At 69.7% G+C, this 21,798-nt stretch carries 17 protein-coding genes; 6 read left to right on the top strand and 11 right to left on the bottom strand.

The genetic code is table 11. The annotated features are described in order from the left end of the window. Positions 1 to 107 precede the first annotated feature (107 nt). A complete protein-coding gene (locus tag OG246_RS22070; RefSeq protein WP_266466149.1) occupies positions 108 to 7,070 on the top strand; it encodes a polymorphic toxin-type HINT domain-containing protein in 6,963 nt (2,320 codons plus the stop codon). Between the two features lie 79 nt (positions 7,071 to 7,149). On the opposite strand, the gene OG246_RS22065 is transcribed toward OG246_RS22070, so the two are convergent. The 5 genes from OG246_RS22065 to OG246_RS22045 form a co-directional block, all read right to left on the bottom strand. Continuing rightward, positions 7,150 to 7,809, bottom strand: a complete 660-nt coding sequence (locus tag OG246_RS22065; RefSeq protein WP_266466146.1) for a hypothetical protein — start codon at positions 7,807 to 7,809, stop codon at positions 7,150 to 7,152. Between the two features lie 69 nt (positions 7,810 to 7,878). Continuing rightward, positions 7,879 to 8,970, bottom strand: coding sequence for an amidohydrolase family protein (locus tag OG246_RS22060; protein ID WP_266466143.1), 1,092 nt, complete (start codon positions 8,968 to 8,970; stop codon positions 7,879 to 7,881). 64 nt (positions 8,971 to 9,034) lie between these two features. Then, positions 9,035 to 9,835 carry an amino acid ABC transporter ATP-binding protein gene (locus OG246_RS22055; RefSeq protein ID WP_323178325.1) on the bottom strand — a complete coding sequence of 267 codons (801 nt, stop codon included), beginning with the start codon at positions 9,833 to 9,835 and terminating at the stop codon, positions 9,035 to 9,037. Next, a complete protein-coding gene (locus OG246_RS22050; RefSeq protein ID WP_266466140.1) occupies positions 9,832 to 10,665 on the bottom strand; it encodes an amino acid ABC transporter permease in 834 nt (277 codons plus the stop codon). The genes OG246_RS22055 and OG246_RS22050 overlap by 4 nt, the downstream gene beginning before the upstream one ends. Next, entirely contained in the window at positions 10,662 to 11,504 is an 843-nt protein-coding gene (locus OG246_RS22045) for an ABC transporter substrate-binding protein (RefSeq protein ID WP_266466137.1), read from the bottom strand. The genes OG246_RS22050 and OG246_RS22045 overlap by 4 nt, the downstream gene beginning before the upstream one ends. 193 nt (positions 11,505 to 11,697) lie before the next feature. Here OG246_RS22045 and OG246_RS22040 point away from each other — a divergent pair, with 193 nt between their 5' ends. The 5 genes from OG246_RS22040 (at position 11,698) to thpD (ending at position 16,451) form a co-directional block, all read left to right on the top strand. After that, on the top strand, positions 11,698 to 12,798 hold the full coding sequence (locus tag OG246_RS22040) for an alanine--glyoxylate aminotransferase family protein (protein ID WP_266470790.1): 1,101 nt from the start codon (positions 11,698 to 11,700) through the stop codon (positions 12,796 to 12,798). Between the two features lie 416 nt (positions 12,799 to 13,214). Further along, on the top strand, positions 13,215 to 13,754 hold the full coding sequence (gene ectA, locus OG246_RS22035) for a diaminobutyrate acetyltransferase (protein WP_266466134.1): 540 nt from the start codon (positions 13,215 to 13,217) through the stop codon (positions 13,752 to 13,754). 75 nt (positions 13,755 to 13,829) lie between these two features. Beyond that, a complete protein-coding gene (gene ectB, locus OG246_RS22030) occupies positions 13,830 to 15,101 on the top strand; it encodes a diaminobutyrate--2-oxoglutarate transaminase (RefSeq protein ID WP_266466131.1) in 1,272 nt (423 codons plus the stop codon). A 52-nt stretch (positions 15,102 to 15,153) separates the two neighbouring features. Further along, positions 15,154 to 15,558, top strand: coding sequence for an ectoine synthase (locus OG246_RS22025; RefSeq protein ID WP_266466127.1), 405 nt, complete (start codon positions 15,154 to 15,156; stop codon positions 15,556 to 15,558). Between the two features lie 5 nt (positions 15,559 to 15,563). Continuing rightward, on the top strand, positions 15,564 to 16,451 hold the full coding sequence (thpD, locus tag OG246_RS22020) for an ectoine hydroxylase (RefSeq protein ID WP_266466124.1): 888 nt from the start codon (positions 15,564 to 15,566) through the stop codon (positions 16,449 to 16,451). Positions 16,452 to 16,484: 33 nt separating this feature from the next. Here the strand turns inward: thpD and OG246_RS22015 are convergent, their stop codons facing one another. From OG246_RS22015 to OG246_RS21990, 6 genes are all read right to left on the bottom strand, one after another. Further along, a complete protein-coding gene (locus tag OG246_RS22015; RefSeq protein WP_266466121.1) occupies positions 16,485 to 17,507 on the bottom strand; it encodes a maleylpyruvate isomerase family mycothiol-dependent enzyme in 1,023 nt (340 codons plus the stop codon). Positions 17,508 to 17,610: 103 nt separating this feature from the next. Beyond that, positions 17,611 to 18,207 (bottom strand): RNA polymerase sigma factor, encoded by a 597-nt coding sequence (locus OG246_RS22010; protein ID WP_266466118.1) that lies wholly within the window; start codon positions 18,205 to 18,207, stop codon positions 17,611 to 17,613. Positions 18,208 to 18,261: 54 nt separating this feature from the next. Further along, a complete protein-coding gene (locus OG246_RS22005) occupies positions 18,262 to 19,311 on the bottom strand; it encodes an aminotransferase class V-fold PLP-dependent enzyme (protein WP_266466115.1) in 1,050 nt (349 codons plus the stop codon). A 96-nt stretch (positions 19,312 to 19,407) separates the two neighbouring features. Further along, positions 19,408 to 20,127, bottom strand: a complete 720-nt coding sequence (locus OG246_RS22000; RefSeq protein ID WP_266466113.1) for a DsbA family oxidoreductase — start codon at positions 20,125 to 20,127, stop codon at positions 19,408 to 19,410. 75 nt (positions 20,128 to 20,202) lie between these two features. Then, on the bottom strand, positions 20,203 to 20,706 hold the full coding sequence (locus tag OG246_RS21995) for a GNAT family N-acetyltransferase (RefSeq protein WP_266466111.1): 504 nt from the start codon (positions 20,704 to 20,706) through the stop codon (positions 20,203 to 20,205). Then, positions 20,703 to 21,728, bottom strand: coding sequence for a GlxA family transcriptional regulator (locus OG246_RS21990; protein ID WP_266466109.1), 1,026 nt, complete (start codon positions 21,726 to 21,728; stop codon positions 20,703 to 20,705). Before OG246_RS21990 ends, OG246_RS21995 begins: the two co-directional genes overlap by 4 nt. Positions 21,729 to 21,798: the final 70 nt, after the last annotated feature.

Raw genomic sequence — 21,798 nt, 5'->3', positions numbered from 1 at the left:
TTCCATTTTGCATGCCCTTGACAAGCTTTTGGAGAAGCCTGATAGGACAGGTGCGCTTGGCGATTCCTGTGCGTCCGCTGTGCCCACGGGGACAAGGAGCCCACCACATGGCAACCTCAGACCGCACCCGCATCCGCTTCGCCCCCTTCCTCCACCGACCCTTACGCCGCTCCGGCCTCCGCACCGCCGTGATCGGTGTCGTGGCGTCGGCGATGATCGTGGCCGCCGCCCCGGCGGCCCCCTCGGTCCAGGACAAGGCGAGACCCACCGCCGTTTCCGGCCCCGACACCAGCGATCCACGTGACGGCTGGCGTCCCAACAGTGAACGCGGCGACGACAGGAACGAGGACCCGCTCAAGGGCGAACAGCCCGCCGGTATCGCCCTCGACCGCACCCGGGGCGCCGACTCCGCCCGCCCGGCGGTCGCGGGCGAGGCCGAGGGCGTGAGGATCGAGGAACCCCGCACGGCGCACGCCACCGGTGCCGACCTCGTCTGGACTCCCTACCAGGGCAACGACCTTCTGGAGTACGAGGTCCACCGCTCCACCACGAAGGACTTCAAGCCGACCGCCGAGACGCTTCTCGCCCCGGTCGACCGCGACACCCGGACCTTCGCCGACCGTTCCGCCTCCCCCGCGCCGGTCGGCGACGAGGGCAGGACGTACCACTACCTCGTCGCCGTGCACACCAAGGGCGGAGAGCTGCTGACCAGCCCGGTCCGCGCGGTTGAGCTGCCTGCCGTCGGGCAGGTCGCCCAGGGCGGGAAACTGCTCGCCGCGCCCGAGGCCGAGACCTACTTCCTGCCGTACACGCCGACGCGGGTCGTCCCGGGCGAGACCTCCACCGTCGAGGCGACGCTCACCAACACCACCGGCACGGTGTGGAAGAAGGGCGAGCGCGTCCTGTCGTACCGCTGGACGCTGGACGGCAAGGACGTCACCAGCCTCCTCAACAAGGACGCCACCCCGCTCCCCCAGGACGTCCCGCCGGGCGGCTCCGTCACCTTCGACGCGCAGCTCAAGGCGCCGGTCCTCATCGACCCGCTCGACAAGCGGCTGACCTTCGGCCTGGAGTGGGACCTGCGGGAGAAGGCCACCGGCAAGTGGCTCTCCGAGACCGACGGGGTACCGCCGTCCAAGCACCAGGTGACCGCCGAGTACCCGACCTCCGACCAGCTCGGTCTCGAGGACTTCTACTCCTACGCGGGCAAGAACACCGGCGCGGGCTCCGCCCTGATGAGCAACCTCTACGCGGGGAACGCGGTCTGGTCGTACAACGCCTTCTCGAACCCGTCCCTGGGCTTCTCGACCTTCCTGCGGCTCTCCTACAACTCGCAGGACGCCTCCTCCACTCCGGCCGGACCCGGCTGGTCCCTCCAGGCGTCCTCGCCCGTCCGGCTCGGCACCCCGCTGGACTTCCATCCCTCCGCGCTGCTGCCGGCCCGCATCACGATGACCGACGGCGACGGCACCAGCCATGTCTTCAGCAAGAACAAGAAGGGTGAGTGGGACTCCCCCTCCGGGGTCCACTTCAAGGTCAGGCAGCTGGAGAAGAGCTGTCTGCTGCACCCGCACGAGCGGGAGGCCTGGGAGTTCCTGCGCCCGGACCGCACCCGGTTCCTCTTCGACTGCCAGGGCTATCCGAGCGCCATGGTGGACAAGAACGGCAACCGGATGGAGTTCACCTACGAGCAGCGGCTGCTCGGCCAGAAGCTGCTGAAGTACGTCACCGACGCCGAGGGACGGCGCACTCTCACCGTCGACTACTGGGAGAAGGGCGAGCCGTACTCGTACCTCGACGAGGACGGCGAGCTGCGCACCGGTGACCATCTCCTCAACCCGTTCATCATCGACAAGGTCCGTTCCGTCACCGACATCTCGGGGCGGCGGGTCGACTTCACGTTCACCGAGAAGGGGCTGCTCGGGCGGCTGACGGACGGTGCCGGCGCGAACGACAAGCTGCGCAAGGAGTTCGGGTTCACCTACGGCAAGGAGCTCGACCACCCGGGCATCAAGCTGGTCCAGGTCACCGACCCGCTCGGTCACGCCACCGAGCTCGACTACGTCGGCCCGCACGACGACAAGGACCAGCTGCCCTACCTGGGGTACACCAAGTCGATCAAGGACCGCCTTGGCGGTCTGACCGGCTACCGCTACGCGGACCCGGACGGCCATGACGGCAAGGCGGCGCAGACCGTCGTCACCGACGCCGAGGGCAATCCGAGCACGCAGCTTCTCGACAGCTACGGGCGGCCGGTGAAGCTCACCAACGCCGAACGGCAGACCACCAGGCTCGCCTGGGACGCGGACAACAACGTCACGCGCCTGGAGGAGAACAACGGCGCCGCCCGCACCTGGAAGTACGACCCCAAGACCGGCTATCCGCTTGAGGTCAGGGACGCCGAGGCGGTCAAGAACGACCGGCCCGCCGCCACCCTCACGTACGCCACCGGCGAGAACGGCTACATCGCCGATCTGACCCAGCGGGTCTCCCCCGAGGGCCGGATCTGGCGCTTCGGCCATGACGCCGTGGGCAATCCGACCTCGGTCACCGACCCCAAGGGCGTCACGACCGAGCCCGAGGGCGACTACACCTCGACGAGCACCTATGACGCGCGGGGCCGGCTCACCGCGGCCACCGACGCCAACGAGCACACCACCCGGTTCGAGGACTACGACCCGTCCGGCTATCCGCGCACCATCGTCGACGCGCTCGGCAACCGGACGCGGACGACGTACGACGTGCGCGGCAACGTGACCGAGCTGGAGGAGGCCAACGGGGCGACGACGACGCAGACGTACGACCTGTTCGGGCGTCCGCTGGAGAACCGGATCCCCAAGGACCAGGAGGCGGGCGACTTCCTCGTCACACCTGCGCCGGTGTACGACAGGAACGACAACACCGTCGAGTTCACCTCCCCCAACGGCGCGTCGAGCACCAGCCGTTTCGACGCCGCCGACCAGCAGGTCGAGCTGGTGCAGCCCGGCGACGAAGCCGGCGACCCGCTGCGGCGGACGACGTACACGTTCGACAAGGTCGGCAACCAGCTGACGTCGACGCAGCCGAAGGGCACCCTGACCGAGGACCCCGACGACTACACCACGAAGATCACCTACAACGAGATCTACCAGCGGATCGCGACCGAGGACGCGGCCGGTCACCGCGCCACCGCCGCGTACGACGGTGTCGGCGATCTGGTCGAGGTCGTTGACGCGCGCAAGGCCGAGAGCCAGGATCCGGACGACTACACCAGCCGGTTCCGCTACGACCTCGACCACCGGCTCCTTGAGACGACGGACGCGACCGGCAACTCGACGACGAGCACCTACGACTGGGACGGGCTGACCACCGCCACCACGGACGCCGACGGGAACCGCGCCGAGCTGGTCCTCGACGCCCGCGCCGCCCTGGTCGAGGCGCGCACCCCGCACGAGAAGAACGGTGCCGACACCGTCTTGCGCACCACCCGCTTCGAGTACGACGAGGCGGGCAACCAGACCCGGGTCATCACCCCGCGCGGCGTCGAGACGGGCGCGGACCCCGAGGACTTCGCCGCCGAGACCGTCTACGACGAACTGAACCGGGTCAAGGAGACCCTCACCCCCTACGACCCGGACGACGAGCGCTACAACAAGCCCGACCGGACGATCTACCAGTACGACGAGGTCGGCCGGCCGGTGAAGGTCAGCGCCCCGCCGTCGGAGGGCCAGTCCGTCCGCAACGAGTCGCGGTACAGCTACTTCGACACCGGCTGGATCCGGACGTCCACCGACGCCTTCGACATCAAGAGCACCTACGAGTACAACGAACTCGGTCAGCAGATCCAGAACACCCTGACCAGCGCGGGCGGTTCGGTCTCCCGGACCCTCAACTCCGCCTTCTATCCGAGCGGCGCGCTGAAGTCCCGGTCGGACAACGGCGTCCCGGTCGGTCTCCAGGTCGCGCTCGTCGACAACTCCGACGTCAACAACACGGCGACACAGGGGACTTGGGACGAGGTCACCGCAGAGGGCTCGTACGGCTTCAACGCGCAGACCCATGCGGCGGGGTCCGGCGAGTCCCGGTTCGTGTGGCAGCTGAACATCCCGCAGAACGGCGACTACACGGTCTACGTCCGCAACCCGAAGGTCGAGGGCGCTGCGAAGGACGCCACGTACGAGATCAAGCACAAGGACGGAACCGAGGAGAAGACCCTCGACCAGACCGAACTCCCGGGTGAATGGCGGTCACTGGGCAAGTACACCTTCGAGGAGAACGCCGGCCAGGCCGTCACCCTGACGGACAAGGCGACCGGTGTCGTCGTCGCGGACGCGGTGCGGCTGGTCCGCGACAACTCCGGCGACACCGACAACGAGAACAAGGACTTCTCCTACCGCTACGACGCCAACGGGAACCAGACCGAGATCACCGACCGCAGCCCGGGCGTCGAGGTCGACCGGTACACCCTCGGCTACGACGGGATCAACCAGCTCACCAAGGTCGTCGAGCACGACGGGGACTCCGTCCGCAACACCGCCGAGCTGACCTACGACGCCAACGGCAACACGCTCACCACCACGCACGACCTGACCTGGAGCAAGCTGGAGTACGACGCCCTGGACCGGGTGGAGCGGATCACCAACGCCGCCTCTCCGACGGCCGGGGACCAGCAGGTGACCGGCCTGGAGTACACCTCCCGCGGTGAACTCGCCGAGGAGACCAAGCCCAACGGCAATGTCCTCACCGTCGACTACTACCTCGACGGGGCGACGAAGCGGACGAGCGAGAAGAAGTCCGACGGCACGGTCGTCGCCGAACACGCGCTGACCTACAACGCCAACGGTCACAAGCTCGAGGACGTCCTCAAGGTGATGGACGCCGACGACCACGGCGACACCGTCGACAACACCTACGCGTACGGCTACGACCCGCAGGACCGCATCGCCAAGGTGACGAAGACCGGCGACGACGAGGCGACGGAGGAGTACCGGCACGACGCCGCCGGCAATGTGATCCGGCAGACCGTCGACGACACCACGACCACCCACCGCTACGACCGCAACCGGCTCCTCACCTCCACCGAGGACGGCGCCTCCTCGACGTACAACTACGACCCGCTCGGCCGTCTCGACACCGTCTCCTTCGGCGGCGAGAGCATCCAGAAGTACCGCTACGACGGCTTCGACCGGCCCGCCTCGATCACCGCGGGCAGCGGCGACGCGGCGAAGACGACCCGGATGACGTACGACGCCTTCGACCGCACCGTCAAGGAGTCCCAGGGCAGCGGCGACGACGCGAAGACCACCCTCTTCACGTATCTCGGGATCACCTCCCTGTCCCTGCGGGAGGAAGTGTCGGACGAGTCCGTGACGTCCTTCCAGTACGCCTCCTGGGGCCAGAAACTCACCCAGATCAAGGACGAGGAGGACAAGGACCCCGAGACCACCCAGTACGCCTACCACCCCCACGGTGACGTCGAGGCGCTCACCGACAAGGACGGCAACACCAAGGCGACGTACGGCTACACCGCGTACGGCAAGAACGACAACGCCCAGTTCACCGGCGCCGACAAGCCCGGGTCGGGCGGCGAGGAGCCGTACAACTCCTACCGGTTCAACGGCAAGCGCTTCGACTCCACGTCCGGCACCTACGACATGGGCTTCCGGACCTACGACCCCGGCCTGAACCGGTTCCTGACCCGCGACATGTACGGCGGCGCGCTCGCCGACATGGGCCTGACGACCGACCCGTTCACCGGCAACCGGTACGCCTTCGCGGGCGGCAACCCGGTCTCGTTCGTCGAGATCGACGGGCACCTGTTCGGAATGTCGTGGTCGGACATCGGTCACCTGGCCCTGGACGTCGTCGGCCTGATCCCGGCCGTCGGTGAGATCGCCGACCTCGCCAACTGCGGCTGGTACGCGGCCGAGGGCAACTATGTGGACGCGGGCCTGTCCTGCGCGTCGGCGATCCCGTTCGCGGGGTACGGCGCCTCGGCGGCCAAGGCGGTCAAGTACGGCGACGAGGTGATCGACGCCGTCGATGCCGCCAACGACGTCCGCCGCACGGCCGACAACGCCCTGCCGCCGGCCGGCGCCGCTCCTCCGGCGGGCGCCGCCCCGCCCGCGAACGCGGCTCCGCCGGCCAATGCCGCTCCGGCTCCGGCTCCGGCGAATCCGGTGCCCGCCCCGGCCCCGGCCCCGCCGAAGGTTCCGGAGCAGCCGCCCAGCAGCGGTGCGAGCTGCAAGGTCCGCAACAGCTTCACCCCGGGCACCCAGGTCCTGATGGCCGACGGCACCACCAAGGCGATCGAGGACATCCTGGTCGGAGACCGGGTCGCGGCCTCCGACGTCGAGACCGACGACACCCGGTCCCGTGCGGTGACCGCCACCATCACCGGCAAGGGCGCCAAGCAGCTCGTCACGCTCACCGTCGACACCGACGGCCGTGCCGGGGACGCCACGTCGACGATCACGGCCACGGACGGCCACCCGTTCTGGCTGCCCGACGTGGGCCGTTGGGTGGATGCCGGCGACCTGAAACCCGGGCAGTGGCTGAGCACGGGCAGCGGGAGCTGGATCCAGATCACGGCCGTCGACCCCTGGTCGGCGAAGGCGACCGTCCACAACCTCACGGTCGCCGGGGTCCACACGTACTACGTGGTGGCCGGGGGCAGTCCGGTCCTCGTACACAACGGCTGCGGTCCGGACGATCTCGAAGAGGGACTGCAGCAGGCGGCCGACGCGGCGAACCAGTTCGCGAACCCCGGGGGCATGACCGGCGCCCTGCACCTGCCGGGCTGGAACGGTCCGATCCCCGTGTCCTCGGGCAGCCGCAACCTCAGCCCGTCCTACGCGGGCAACCTTCCGCCCGGGGCGACCGGCCAGAACTTCCACCACCTGGAAGCGCAGGCGGCGGGCGCGATGCGGGCCCAAGGTGCCACCGAGGCCCGGCTGTTCATCAGCGGCAACTACGTCTGCGGAGGATGCACGGCCGCCCTGCCCACCATGTTGCCGTCGGGCGCGACGCTGACGGTGATCTTCCGGGACGCGGGGGGTGCGATCCGGCAACTGCCCTTCCTGGGGCGTTGACCATCTGACCGATCCCGCTCCGCGCTCATCGGCCCCGGCAACCTCGTGCTGCCGGGGCCGATGGCCTGTCTGACGGCGGTCAGGGGAACGGCTTGATCCAAGGGATGTCAGTCATGTCGTCCAGGTAGGCCAGACGCTCGGGCTCCGTGGTGGCCACGCGCACCTCCGCGTATCCCGGCCTGTTCTCCCAGGGGCTTCCGGGGGCCATCGCGGGCCCCGTCGCGGCGACCAGGGTGTCGCTCATGAAGATCCGGCCACCGGGGCGGGGCGAACCCCAGCCGCCGAACGCGATCCGTGTCATCGGCGCGAGGACGGAGTCGAGCCGGTGCTCCTCCACCTGGGCGCACTCCCGCCACGAACTGCCCGTGTACGTGGCCTCGTACAGGACGCTGTGCGTCAGGAGTTCCGGGAGGCTCTCCGCGCACCGCTGCCACGGCTCGTAGAGCTCGGCTTCGTGGACCACGTCCGGCTCCGCGGTGCCGAACGCCCAACGCCAGTCGCCGGTCGCGTCCTCCATGAAGACGGCCGTGCTGTCCTCGCCCGCCTTCACCTGTTCCGGCGCGATCATCCGGTTCACCGTCATGAGCGGGGTCGACCACCGGGACGCGAGCCTGTGCCACTCCTTGAGGGGGGCCGGGAGCCAGTCGCAGGTGGTCGGGAGCGTCCCGGACGGGCCGTCGGGAGGGCCGTACCAGCGCTCCAGGAATTCGGGCACGTCGATGGTTGCCGGATCGATCATCTCCGCCAGCGCTCCCTCGTTGAAGGCAAGTGACTCTCTCTGTACCGGGATCCCGGGGATCCGTGGCGCCTAACCCACGACCCGCCCGTTCAGCACGATCCGCCGCGGGGCGGCCAGCACGCGTATGTCCGCCCGCGGATCCCCTTCGTACACCACGAGGTCCGCCGGTGCCCCCTCGTCGAGGCCCGGCCGTCCCAGCCAGCGCCGCGCGCCCCACGTCGTGGCCGACAGCGCCTCGACGGGCGGGATGCCGGCGGTGACGAGTTCGGCGACCTCGCCCGCGACAAGACCGTGGGCGAGCGAGCCGCCCGCGTCGGTGCCGACGTACACGGGGATCCCGGCGTCGTAGGCCGCGCGCACGGTGTCGTAGCGCCGTTCGTGCAACTGGCGCATGTGCGCGGACCATTGGGGGAACTTCCCGTCGCCGCCGGCCGCGAGCTGCGGGAAGGTCGCGATGTTCACCAGCGTGGGGACGATCGCGACGCCGTGCTCGGCGAAGAGCGGGATGGTGTCCTCGGTCAGGCCCGTCGCGTGCTCCACGCAGTCGATGCCCGCCTCGACCAAATCACGCAGGGAGTCCTCGGCGAAGCAGTGCGCGGTCACGCGGGCGCCGAGGCGGTGTGCCTCGGCGATCGCGGCCTCGACGGCGTCCCGGGGCCAGCAGGCGCTCAGGTCGCCGGTGCCGCGGTCGATCCAGTCGCCCACGAGTTTGACCCAGCCGTCGCCGCGCCGGGCCTCCTGGGCGACGTACGCGACGAGGTCCTCCGGCTCGATCTCGTGCGCGAAGTTCCTGATGTAGCGGCGGGTTCGGGCGATGTGGCGGCCCGCGCGGATGATCTTCGGGAGGTCTGCGCGGTCGTCGATCCAGCGGGTGTCGGAGGGCGAACCCGCGTCCCTCAGCAGCAGGGTGCCGGCCTCGCGATCGGTCAGCGCCTGCTTCTCGGCGACGTCGGCGTCGACGGGGCCGTGCAGGCCGAGCCCTACGTGGCAGTGCGCGTCGACGAGACCGGGCAGGGCCCAGCCCTCGACGGTACGGATGTCACGGGCGCCGGCGGGGCGCTCGTACGAGATCCTCCCGCCGACGACCCACAACTCGTCGCGGACGTCGTCGGGTCCGACGAGGACCCGGCCCTTCACACGGAGCACCGCCTGATCGCTCATGGGCTGAACCTTAGTTCGCCGACTGCAGGTGGTTCGTGGCTGGTCGCGCAGTTCCCCGCGCCCCTTACGGGGCGCGGTCCTCCTCGACATCCGCCATCGCGGGGTCAAGCAGGCGCGACAGGAAGTGCCGCGTCCGCTCGTGGCTCGGGTTGCCGATGACCTGTGCGGGGGCGCCCTCCTCGACGATCACGCCGCCGTCCATGAAGACGACGCGGTCGGCGACCTCGCGCGCGAAGGTCATCTCGTGGGTGACGACCATCATCGTCATGCCCTCGTTGGCGAGCATCCGCATGACCGCGAGTACGTCGCCGACGAGTTCGGGGTCGAGGGCCGAGGTGGGCTCGTCGAAGAGCATCACCTCGGGGCCCATGGCCAGGGCGCGGGCGATCGCGACGCGCTGCTGCTGGCCGCCGGAGAGGGAGGAGGGGTACGCGTCGGCCTTCTCGGAGAGGCCCACGCGCCGCAGGTTCTCCGCGGCGATCCGGGAGGCCTCGGCCTTGTCCCGCTTCAGCACCCGGCGCTGCGGCAGCGTGAGGTTGTCGGTCACCGACAGGTGGGGGAAGAGGTTGAACTGCTGGAAGACCATGCCGATACGGCGGCGTACGGCGTCGATGTCGACGTCGGGGTGCGTGACCTCCGTACCGCCGACGAAGACCTCGCCCTTGGTGGGCTCCTCGAGGAGGTTCACGCAGCGCAGCAGTGTGGACTTGCCGGAGCCGGACGGGCCGATGACGCAGACGACTTCACCCGAGCCGATCTCCAGGTCGATGCCGCGCAGCACCTCGTTGTCGCCGAAGGACTTGTGCAGGCCCTTGACCTGAATCTCTGGTGTCCTACGGATCTCTGGTGGCTGAGACGTGCTCACTTGGTGGCCTCCCCGGCCTTCGTCTCGAGGCGGCGCACGACGAAGCCGAGCGGGATCGTGACCAGCAGGTAGCACAGGCCCGCGACCAGGATCGGCGTGGAGTTGGCGGTCTGGCTCGCCAGGTCGCGCCCGAACTTGGTGAGTTCGCGTTCCTCCAGCGTGACGCCGAGGAACAGCACCAGCGAGGAGTCCTTGAAGAGGAGGACGAGTTCGTTGGTGAGCGGCGGGATCACGATGCGGAAGGCCTGCGGGATGATGATCGAGACCATGGCCCGGGTGTGCGAGAAGCCCAGCGAACGGGCCGCCTCCATCTGCCCCTTGGGCACGGCCTGGATGCCCGCGCGGATCGTCTCGGCCATGTAGGCGGCCGAGACGAGGCCGAGGGCCAGGGCCACCTTGCCGTAGGTGCCGCCGGGGATCTCCGTGCCCGGGAACGCCAGCGGCACGGCGACACCCACGAACACGAAGATGAGCAGGGCGGGCAGGCCGCGGAAGATCTCGATGTAGATGCCGGCGACCCAGCGGTAGGGGCCCACCGGGGACAGCCGCATCAGGGCGACGACCATGCCGAGCACGAGGCCGAAGACGAAGCCGGACATGGTGTAGAGCACGGTGTTCTTCAGCGCCATCGTGATGACGTCCGGGAACATCTGCGTGACCAGGTCCCACTGCGCGAACTGGTTCTTCAGCCGCCCCCAGTCGGCCGTGGCCGCGAAGGCGACCACGGCCGCGACGAACACGACGTACTGGACGCCGCGTGACAGCGCACGCTTCTGACGCCGGGTCAGACCGCTTTTGCGTGGCTGGAGTTGTGCGTCGGCTCCACTCATGAGGCGGACGGGGAGGCGGAGGCCGCAGCGGCGTCGTACGGGCCGATCCACTTCTCGTACAGCGTCTTGTACGTGCCGTCGGCCTTCGCGTCCGCGATCGCCTTGTTGATGGCGTCGACGAGCGCGGTGTTGCCCTTCTTCACCGAAAAGCCGTACTGCTCACCGGTGTTGATGTTGTCGGCGACCTCGAAGGCGTCCGCGTTGGCCTTGTCCTTCAGCCAGCCCTGGACGACCGGGTAGTCGATGATGACGGCCTGGACCTGGCCGGTGCGCAGCCCGTTGAGGAGGGCGTCGGAGGACTCGAAGGAGACGGGGTCCAGGCCGTGGCTCGTGGCGTAGTCCTCGCCGGTCGTCTGGGCCTGGGTGCCGACCTTCTTGCCCTTGAGGTCGGCGAAGGAGGTGATGCCGCTCTTCTTGTCGGCCAGGACGGCCTGCGTCGCCTCGAAGTACGGGTCCGAGAAGTCGACGTTCTTCTTGCGCTCGTCGGTGATGGTCATGCCGGCCGCGGCGAGGTCGCACTCGCCGGAGTTGAGGAACGCGCCGGTCTTGAAGTTCTCGAAGGGCGTGTCGATGAACTCCTGCTTCACGCCCAGGTCCTTGGCGACCAGGTCGATCAGCGAGACGTCGAAGCCCTGCACCTTGCCGTCGATCTCCGACTGGAAGGGCGGGTACGGGAGGTGGGTGCAGGTGGTGATCTGATCCGCCTTGACGAGCTTGACGCCCTTGACGGTGGTCGAGCCTCCGCCGTCGTCCGAGGAGCAGCCGGCCACGAGCAGCAGCCCGGCCGTCGCGGTGGTGGCGGCCAGAAAGCGGGTTCGGCGTCCGAGGACCGAGTTCACGGAGACCTCCTGTGGGGGGACTGAGGGTTCTGATTATAAGGAAAGGTTTGACTCACTCAAATCAATCCGATGGTCACCGCGCCGTCCGGCCTCAGAAGTCGCCGGTCCAAACCGGTGCGGTATCGCCGGTTACGCTCTGATCCATTGCCCCCCATGGGCCTCGTTAGACCCCGTGAGCGAAGAGAGCACCGTCGTGACCCACCCCTTCCTGGACCTGGCCCCGCTCAGCGCGGCGCACTTCGCGTCGATCGAGGACCGGGTGGCGCGGCTGCTCTCCACCGAGCAGGACGTCGTGATCATGCAGGGCGAGGCGCTGCTGCCGCTGGAGGGGGCCATCCGTGGCACGGCCGGGCCGGGCACGACCGCGCTCAATGTGATCACCGGTCCCTACGGGCAGACCTTCGGGGACTGGCTGCGGGACTGCGGCGCGACGGTGATCGACCTGGCGGTGCCCTTCCACACGGCTGTCACCGCCGCGCAGGTGCGGGAGGCGTTCGCCGAGCATCCCTCGATCGACTTCGTGTCGCTGGTGCACGCGGAGGCGGCGACGGGGAACACCAACCCGGTCGCGGAGATCGGTGAGGTCGTACGGGAGCACGGGGCGCTCTTCTACCTCGACGCCGTCGCGTCGATCGGGGCCGAGCCGGTGCTGCCGGACGCGTGGGGTGTCGACCTGTGCGTGATCGGGGCGCAGAAGGCGATGGGCGGGCCGGCCGGGGTGTCGGCCGTGTCGGTGAGCGAGCGGGCGTGGGCGCGGATGGCCGCCAATCCCGCGGCTCCGCGCCGGTCGTATCTCTCGCTGCTCGACTGGAAGCAGCGGTGGGTCGACGGGGGCCGGAAGGCGCTGCTGCACGCGCCCGCGCAGTTGGAGATGCTGGCCCTTGAGGCGTGTGTCGAGCGGATCGAGGGCGAGGGGCTCGATGCGGTGATGGCGCGGCACGCTTCGGCCGCGGCGGCCACGCGCGCCGGGGCGCTTGCGCTGGGCGGGGGGCTTGAGCCGTATGTGTACGAGGCGGTGGACGCGGCGCCCGTCGCCACGACCCTGCGGGCGCCGTCGGGGGTCGACGCGGCCGGGCTTGTCGCCAAGGCGCTGGCCGCGGATCCGGTGCTGCCGTTGGTCGCGGGTGGGGGTGCGCTCGCGAAGTCGATGATCCGGGTGAACCACTACGGGCCCGATGCGACTCGGGGGGTTGTGCACTCCAGCCTTGCGGCGCTGGGCGCTGCGCTGGCTGAGGCGGGGCTGGGTGTTGACCTTGAGGGGGCTCGGCGGGCTGTGGCGGGGGCGTGGGGGTGAGCGGTGGGGTTTTTCGCCCCCTCCGCCCCTACCCGTCCCGTGCCTGGGGGCTGCGCCCCCAGACCCCCTTATCGCGCTTCGCGCTCGTCCTCAAACGCCGGACGGGCTAAATTCGTCTCGCTTATCCTGCTATTAATTCTGCACAGCTTCCCATATTCTCCTGCCCGGTTTTCTCGTGTGTAAACGCTAAGATTTCGCGAACGCCAACCTCGTAATTCGGGCACATCTCGTGGTGATTACGTGGCTGTGACGCACTCCACAGGACGTCCGGTTCCTGTTGAATTTTCCGGGTAAAGCGGGATCAAACGGAGCCGACTCATGCGGCTGCACGCGCCCGCGTGATAACACTCGGGCGCCTCGTGCGTAACCCCGTGGGTCAATGCAATTTCGAATTTCCCTCGCTAAGTTCAATCCGCATGACCGCCGCACACGCAGACCCGCAAGCGGAATTCCTGGAAATGCCGGAGGGCCTTCGGATCGACCGTCCGGAGGTGGCCGACGGGGCCGCACTCTGGCGTATCGCCAAGGACTCCCGAACCCTCGACCTGAACTCCTCGTACAGCTATCTGCTGTGGTGCCGTGACTTCGCCGGTACGTCGGCGGTGGCGCGGGACGCGGACGGCGCGCCCGTCGGTTTCGTCACCGGGTACGTGCGGCCCGAGCACCCGGGCACGCTGCTCGTGTGGCAGGTGGCCGTCGACGGCGCCCACCGCGGGCGCGGTCTCGCCGGGGCGCTGCTCGACGGGCTGACCGCGCGGGTCGCCAAGGAGCGGCGGACGACCGTCGTCGAGACCACCATCACGCCGGGCAACACCGCCTCCGAGCGGCTGTTCACCTCGTACGCCGCACGTCACGGTGCGGGCGTCGAGCGTGAAGTGCTGTTCCAGGCAGGGCAGTTCCCGGACGGTTCGCACGACCCCGAGGTGCTGTACCGCATCGGGCCCTTGTCGCTCTGAACCCCACCCGGCTCGAACCCCGGCCCCACACGGCTTCGACCCCCCACGACTTCGTCTCCCAGGAGGAGATCCGCTGTGACCATCACCCAGCCCGACCTGAGCGTCTTCGAGACCCTGGAGTCGGAGGTGCGGAGCTACTGCCGCAGCTGGCCCACCGTCTTCGACCGGGCGCAGGGCAGCCGGATGTACGACGAGGACGGCCATGAGTACCTGGACTTCTTCGCGGGCGCCGGATCACTCAACTACGGGCACAACAACCCCGTACTCAAACGGGCGTTGATCGACTATCTGGAACGGGACGGTGTCACCCACGGTCTCGACATGTCGACGACCGCCAAGCGCGCGTTCCTGGAGTCCTTCCAGAAGGTCGTGCTGCAGCCGCGCGATCTGCCGTACAAGGTCATGTTCCCGGGGCCGACGGGCACCAACGCCGTCGAGTCCGCGCTGAAGCTGGCGCGCAAGGTGAAGGGGCGCGAAGCGATCGTGTCCTTCACCAACGCCTTCCACGGGATGTCGCTGGGCTCGCTCGCCGTGACCGGCAACGCCTTCAAGCGGGCCGGCGCCGGCGTCCCGCTCGTGCACGGCACCCCGATGCCGTTCGACAACTACTTCGACGGCCAGGTCCCGGACTTCCTCTGGTTCGAGCGGCTTCTGGAGGACCAGGGCTCCGGGCTCAACAAACCCGCCGCCGTGATCGTGGAGACCGTGCAGGGCGAGGGCGGCATCAACGTCGCGCGGCCCGAGTGGCTGCGGGCCCTCGCCGCGCTGTGCGAGCGCCAGGACATGCTGCTGATCGTCGACGACATCCAGATGGGCTGCGGGCGTACGGGCGCGTTCTTCTCCTTCGAGGAGGCGGGGATCGTGCCCGACATCGTCACCGTGTCCAAGTCCATCTCCGGGTACGGACTGCCCATGTCCCTGTGCCTGTTCAAGCCCGAGCTGGACATCTGGGAGCCGGGCGAGCACAACGGCACCTTCCGCGGCAACAACCCGGCGTTCGTCACGGCAGCCGCCGCCCTGGAGGCGTACTGGGCCGACGGCTCCGCCATGGAGAAGCAGACCCGCGCCCGCGGCGAGCAGGTCGAGCAGGGGCTGATCTCCATCACCGAGGAGAACCTCGCCGACGTCAAGGAGTACCGGGGACGGGGCCTCGTCTGGGGCATCGAGTTCAAGGACAAGGAGCGCGCGGGCCGCATCGCGCAGCGCGCCTTCGAACTCGGGCTGCTCATCGAGACCTCGGGCCCCGAGGGCGAGGTCGTCAAGCTGCTTCCGGCGCTGACGATCACGCCGGAGGAGCTGGACGAGGGGCTGCGCACCCTCGCCCGCGCCGTACGCGAAACCGTCTGAGAAGGCACGAGAGAACACGCGAGAGCACGCAAGAGAGAGGGAGCGCACCACCGTGATAGTCCGTTCGTTCAAGGACATCGAAGGCACCGACCGGCATGTGAAGGCGGCATCCGGCACCTGGGAGAGCAAGCGCATCGTCCTCGCCAAGGAGAAGGTCGGCTTCTCCCTCCACGAGACGACGCTGTACGCGGGTACCGAGACGTCGATGTGGTACGCGAACCACATCGAGGCCGTGCTCTGCGTCGAGGGCGAGGCCGAACTCACCAACGACGAGACCGGCGAGACGCACTGGATCGCGCCGGGGACGATGTACCTCCTGAACGGCCACGAGCGCCACACGATGCGTCCCAAGACCGACTTCCGGTGTGTCTGCGTCTTCAACCCGCCCGTCACCGGACGGGAGGACCACGACGAGAACGGCGTCTACCCCCTGCTGACCGAATCCGAGGAGGTCTGAATCCCATGACCACGCTCACCGATCTCTACCCGAGCCGCGCCGCCGTCGAGGTGTCCGCGCCCCGCCGGGACCCGGTCGTCTGGGGCGCCCCCGGCACGCCGGGCCCGATCGCGGTGTCCGAGCTCCAGGCGTACGAGCGCGATGGCTTCCTCCCCGTCGAGGAGCTCATCGGCGAGGACGAAGTCGCCGTCTACCGGCAGGAGTTGGAGCGGATCGTCACCGATCCCGCGATCCGCGCCGACGAGCGGTCCATCGTCGAGCCGAAGTCGCAGGAGATCCGGTCCGTCTTCGAGGTGCACCGGATCAGCGAGGTCTTCGCCCGCCTGGTGCGCGACGAGCGGGTCGTCGGCCGGGCCCGGCAGATCCTCGGCTCCGACGTGTACGTCCACCAGTCGCGGATCAACGTCAAGCCCGGCTTCGGGGCGAGCGGCTTCTACTGGCACTCGGACTTCGAGACCTGGCACGCCGAGGACGGTCTGCCGAACATGCGGACCGTGTCCGTGTCGATCGCGCTGACCGAGAACTACGACACCAACGGCGGCCTCATGATCATGCCGGGGTCGCACAAGACCTTCCTCGGGTGTGCGGGGGCCACGCCGAAGGACAACTACAAGCAGTCGCTCCAGATGCAGGACGCGGGCACGCCCTCCGACGAGGCCCTCACCCGCTTCGCCACCCGGCACGGCATCAAACTCTTCACGGGCAGGGCCGGTTCGGCGACCTGGTTCGACTGCAACTGCATGCACGGCTCGGGGGACAACATCACGCCGTTCCCGCGCAGCAACGTCTTCATCGTGTTCAACAGCGTGGAGAACGCGGCGGTGGAGCCGTTCGCGGCGCCGGTGCGGCGGCCCGAGTTCATCGGGGCGCGGGACTTCACGCCGGTGAAGTGAACCACTGGTGAGGTGAGTCGCCGGTGAGTTGAGCTAGAGCCAGGCCAGTGACGCCGCCCTCGTCAGTACGTTGGCGACGGCGGCGTCGTCCCCCACCGCGCCCCTCGGCACGTCCTCGGGTGTGTACCGGCCGCCCACCAGCAGGCAGAAGTCGACGGCATCCAGGACGAGTTCGGCCCGCACGGGCTCGTCCTCGGAGCCCAGCACCCACTGGGCGTCGGCACCTGCCCCGGTCACCGCGAACAGCACCGGGGGCGCCTCGGACCCCAGCGCCATGCCAAGGATGCGGACGGCCAGGCGGACTAGCTGCCACAGGTGCGGATCCGGCGGCGGGGGCACAGGGAACCCGAGGGCGCGCCCGATGTCGTCGGTGTGGATCCACGCCTCGAAGGCCCGCACGACGAAGTGGTCCGCGACCGGCAGCCGTACGCCCATCAACGTCGTGGCGAGGGAGGCCAGTTCGGAGTCGCGCGCCTCGGGCGTGGCGAGCAGTGCCCCGGCCCGGGCACTCCACGCGGCGACCGTCTCCTCGGGTGTGCGCCCCTGCTCGTACGCGATCACGTCGGCGGTCCGCGCGGCCCAGACGTCCTCCCAGCGCGTCCCCTCCGGCACGGGCTCCGATGTCGGCACATGTGCGTCGAGGCCGAGCCTGGTGGCCAACGGCTCGTCGGCGGCGATCAGATGGGCGACGGTGCTGTGCACGTCCCAGTCGTGCACGACCGGCGTACTCCACGCTCCGAGCCCGTCCAACTCCCTCAGCAGCGACTGCAGTCCGGCGACCGCGGCGGCGTAGGGGGCGGCGTGCGGGGCCACCCGGGGCGCCGCGGGCCGGGTGCGCAGGGCGAGGGCGAGCGCGCCCCCCGACTCCTGCGAGCCGTTGGCGGCTCCCGGAGGCCCGTCCAGTATCCGGACCGTCTCCCGCAGCCGTTCCGCCTCCGCCGCGCAGGACTCGCAGTCGGCGAGGTGCGCGGGAACCGTCTGCCGCTCCGCGGCCGGCAGCGCGCCGAAGGCCCAGGCCGCCAGCAGGTCCCGTACGTCTTCGTGCTCGGTGCTCATCACATGCCGCCCTTCCGGGACATGGCCGGCATGGCGGCCGCACCTCGCCCCGCTGAGCCCACCATACGCACGCCCGGCCCGCCCGGAGCCACCCCCGCCGCCATCACGCACCCCTTTCCAGTGCCGGATCCGGTGGATCGGCAAGGGACTCCGCGAGCTTGCGCAGCGCCGAGCGCAGCCGGGTCTTGGCAGTGCCCTCCGGTATGCCGAGCTCGACCGCGGCCTGGCGGTAGGTGCGGCCCGCGAAATAGGCGAGGTGGACCACTTCGCGCTGGGGTCCCGGGAGTTCGGCGAGGGCCGTGTGCAGGAGCAGCGAGCGTTCGCGGTCGACGACCGTCTCGTCGGGGCCGGGTGCGGCGTCGGGGATGGCGTGCAGCGCCGAGTCGTCCGCGCGGACGTCCTTGCGGTGCCTGGCCTCGCTGCGCACCCAGTCCACGGCCCGCCGGTGGGCGAGCATGGACAGCCAGGTGCGCAGCGAGCCGCGGCGCGCGTCGAAGGCGTACGGCCTGCTCCACAGCTGCGCGAAGACCTCCTGCGCGACATCGTCGGCTGCGGCCGGGCTGCGGGTGACCCGGACGGCCACCCCTCGCACGAGCGCGCCGTACGCGGCGTACACCTCGCCGAGCGCGGACTCGTCCCCGTACACCAGCCGCCGATGCAACTCGGCGTCCGCGAGCGTAGGTTCCACCGGCACCACCACCTCGTGGTGCCCTTCCTAGCGCCCCCGCGCACCCCGCGCCAGTGGGCAGGGCGCTCAGCCGGACAGGACGTCGAGCAGTCGGTCGACGTCGGCGGTGGTGTTGTAAAGGTGGAAGGCTGCCCTCAAGTTGCCCGCCCGGTCCGAGACTTCGATTCCGGCGGCGCTCAACTGGGGCTGGAGGCGGCCGAGTCCGGGCACGGAGACGATGGCCGAGCCGGGGGCGGCGACGGGTTCGTGGCCCAGTCCGTGCAGGCCCGTGCGGAAGCGGTCGGCGAGGCCGAGGTCATGGGCGCGTACGGTGTCGACGCCCAGTTGCTCGATCAGTTCGAGGGAGTGCCGGGCGCCCGCGTACGAGAAGAGGCTGGGGCTCTCGTCGAACCGCCGTGCGGAGTGGGCGAGTTCCTCGACGGGGCCGTAGCAGCTGTCCCAGGGATGCTCGCCCGCGACCCAGCCGGCGAAGACCGGGATGAGCCCGCCGAGGTCCTCCGGAACGACCAGGAAGGCCACTCCACGCGGGCACACGAGCCACTTGAAGGCGACGGAGGAGACGTAGTCGTACGCGTCCGCCTCGATCGGCAGCCATCCGGCGGCCTGGGACACGTCGACGTAGGTACGGGCGCCGTGCTCGCGCGCGGACTCGCGGATCGCCGGCAGGTCGGCGATCCGTCCGTCGGCGGACTGTGCGGCGCTGACCGCGACGAGTGCCGTGTCCGGGCGCACCGACTCGGCCATCCGCTCCATCGGCACCGTGCGTACCTTGAGGTCGCGGCGCATGTGGAACGGGTTCACGACGGACGTGAAGTCGGCCTCTGCGGTGAGGACTTCGGCGCCCTCGGGGAGCGAGGCGGCGATCAGGCCGGTGTAGACGGCGACCGAGGCCCCGGCCGCGACCCTGCGGTCCGGGACGCCGACCAGTCGCGCGAAGGCGGACCTGGCCGCCTCCACGTCCGCGAACATGTCCTGCGGCTGCCCCGCCGCCACGGACTCGACGCCGGCCCGCATGGCGTCGACCGCGCGGACCGGGAGCAGCCCGGTGCTCGCGGTGTTCAGGTAGGTGTTCTTCGGGGCGAACTCGGCACGTACGAGAGTCTCGAAGGTCTCCATGGGACCACTCTGCGGCCCCATGAAGACCACGTCCATTGCCGATTTCTACGTGGATCCGCCAAGGACCGCTTATAGATGCCCTCCGACCTGCGCTTTTCAGCCCTGCGGTACGGCGCACCCGTCCGGTCCGCAGACCTCCGAGCCGTCGGAGGATTCCTGGATCAGCTTCAGCGGCGGCCGCTCGCCCCACGCCTGCGTCAGCGCCTGGGCGAAGACCTCGGCGGGCTGGGCGCCGGACACGCCGTACTTGCGGTCGAGGACGAAGAAGGGCACGCCGTTCGCGCCCAGCTCGGCGGCCTCGCGCTCGTCGGCGCGCACGTCGTCGGCGTACGCGGCGGGGTCGGCGAGCACCTCGCGGGCCGCGTCCTTGTCGAGCCCGGCGGCGACGGCCAGCTCCACGAGCCGCTCGTCGTCACCGAAGACGGACCGCTCCTCGGCGAAGTTCGCCCGGTAGAGGGCGCCGATCAGCTCGTCCTGCCTGCCCTGCGCCTTGGCGAAGTGGAGCAGGCGGTGCATGTCGAAGGTGTTGCCGTGGTCGCGGTCCCGGGTGCGGTACTCGAGCCCCTCGGCGGCGGCCTGCGTGCCCAGGTTCTCCTCGCCGGCCTGCGCCTGCGCCTCGCTCATGCCGTACTTCTTGGTCAGCATCTTCAGGACGGGCTGGATGTCGCCCTTGGCCCGGTTCGGGTCGAGCTCGAAGGAACGGTGCACCACCTCGACCTCGTCGCGGTGCGGGAAGGCGTCGAGCGCCTTCTCGAAGCGGGCCTTGCCCACGTAGCACCAGGGGCAGGCGATGTCGCTCCAGATCTCGACGCGCATGTCTTCGGCTCTCTCCATGTCGTACGGGCACGGAGGCGCCCTCCGCTCACTGTGTGAACGTTCAAGCGGCGCGGCTCATTCCCCGGTGATCACCGTGAAACCGAGCGTCACATGGTGCTCGTCCGCCACGGGCTCCCGGTCACGGGTCCAGCCCTGGCGGGCGTAGAAGACCTGAGCGCGCTCGTTGTCGACGTGCACGTCGAGGGTGGCGGTCCGCTTCCCGTCGGCCCGCCACTGTTCCACGCAGGCCGCGTGGAGGTCCGCGCCGATTCCGGCCCTCCAGTGGTCCGGGTCGACGTGGAACTGGAAGAGGGTCACGGTGTCGGCGGGGGCGTCCTCCTCGGTGCGGAAGGAGGCGATGCCCACGAGGCGTCCGTCGCGGATCGCGCACAGGACGTGGGCGTCCGGGCGCTCGATGGCGCTCCGCCAGCGCGCGGACCAGTCGAAGCCGTCCTGCGGCAGGCCGTCCGGGTAGTAGGTGGCGCGGGCCCGCGTATGCAGCTCGGCGATGGCGGTGGCCTCGCTGGGCAGGGCGGTTCTGATCAGCGGGTGGCCGATGGTTCGGTGCGTTCTGATCACGCAGCGGAGGACGTGACGGGCTCCGGTGTGGTTCCGAGGCGGCTGAACTGGGTGCGGTACGCACTCGGTGTCAGACCGGCACGACGGACCAGATGGGCGCGGAGCGAGTCGGCGGTGCCCAGGCCGCTGGCGTGGGCCACCTGGTCCATGGGGAGAGTGGTCGTTTCCAGGAGTTCCTTGGCGCGTTCGATGCGCTGGTGGAGGAGCCACTGGAGAGGGCTGACGCCACTCTCGGCGTGGAAGCGGCGGGTGAGGGTGCGCACGCTGACGCCGGCGTGGCGGGCCAGGTCGGTGAGGGTGAGCGGCTTGTCGAGGTTGCGCATCGCCCAGCCCCGGGTGTCGGCGCACGCGATGCCGCGCTCGGGCGGCAGCGGGGTCTGGGCGAACTGGGTCTGGCCACCGGGCCGTACGGGGGCGACCAGCGCGGTGCGGGCCACCTCGTTGGCGACGGCGGCGCCGTAGTCGGTGCGGACGATGTGAAGGCAGAGGTCGATTCCGGCGGCGTACCCGGACGACGTCATGATCTGGCCGTCCTGCACATAGAGGACGTCGTCCGTGAGGTCGATCCGCGGGTACCGCCTGCGCAGTTCCTCGGCCTGGTTCCAGTAGGTCGTGGCCCGGCGGCCGTCCAGCAGGCCCGCCTCGGCGAGCACGAACGCGCCGCTGCAGATGGACGCGATCCGCTTGCCCGCGGCGGCGGCTTCCCTCACCGCCCCGACCGTACGAGGGTCGGGCGTGTACCGCTGCCCGGTGCCCACGACGACGACCATGTCCGCGTCCCGCACGACGTCGAGACCGTGCCGGACATACAGGTCGAGGCCCCCGGTGGTGGGGACCGGACCCGGATCCGGGGCGCAGATGACCACTTCGTAGCCCGGACCGCCGTCGATCTCGACCTTGTCAAGGAGGAGTTCCGGGATGGCGAGGTTGAACATCGACACAGGGGTCGCCGCGATGACGGCGACGCGGCGGGGGCCGCTCGACAGGGTCGTCGAGGAGGTCGAGGTGGTCGATCGGGCCATGGCCAGAACCTCCGGACATATGGCATTCGGGCCACTACTGTACCGCTCCGAAGATCCGCAGCATGGAGGC

Source organism: Streptomyces sp. NBC_00620 (assembly GCF_026341825.1).
GTDB lineage: Bacteria > Actinomycetota > Actinomycetes > Streptomycetales > Streptomycetaceae > Streptomyces.
The sequence above is the reverse complement of the archived record's forward strand: the minus strand, read 5'-3'. Positions and strand labels throughout refer to the sequence as shown.

Bases quoted from the DNA above. Each gene is read 5' to 3' on its own strand.
- thpD (WP_266466124.1), top strand. From the start codon at position 15,564: ATGACCACGCTCACCGATCTCTACCCGAGCCGCGCCGCCGTCGAGGTG.
- OG246_RS22050 (WP_266466140.1), bottom strand. From the start codon at position 10,665: ATGAGTGGAGCCGACGCACAACTCCAGCCACGCAAAAGCGGTCTGACC.
- OG246_RS22070 (WP_266466149.1), top strand. From the start codon at position 108: ATGGCAACCTCAGACCGCACCCGCATCCGCTTCGCCCCCTTCCTCCAC.
- OG246_RS22065 (WP_266466146.1), bottom strand. From the start codon at position 7,809: ATGATCGATCCGGCAACCATCGACGTGCCCGAATTCCTGGAGCGCTGG.
- OG246_RS22005 (WP_266466115.1), bottom strand. From the start codon at position 19,311: ATGGAGACCTTCGAGACTCTCGTACGTGCCGAGTTCGCCCCGAAGAAC.
- OG246_RS22015 (WP_266466121.1), bottom strand. From the start codon at position 17,507: ATGAGCACCGAGCACGAAGACGTACGGGACCTGCTGGCGGCCTGGGCC.
- OG246_RS22060 (WP_266466143.1), bottom strand. From the start codon at position 8,970: ATGAGCGATCAGGCGGTGCTCCGTGTGAAGGGCCGGGTCCTCGTCGGA.
- OG246_RS21990 (WP_266466109.1), bottom strand. From the start codon at position 21,728: ATGGCCCGATCGACCACCTCGACCTCCTCGACGACCCTGTCGAGCGGC.
- ectA (WP_266466134.1), top strand. From the start codon at position 13,215: ATGACCGCCGCACACGCAGACCCGCAAGCGGAATTCCTGGAAATGCCG.
- OG246_RS22000 (WP_266466113.1), bottom strand. From the start codon at position 20,127: ATGCGCGTCGAGATCTGGAGCGACATCGCCTGCCCCTGGTGCTACGTG.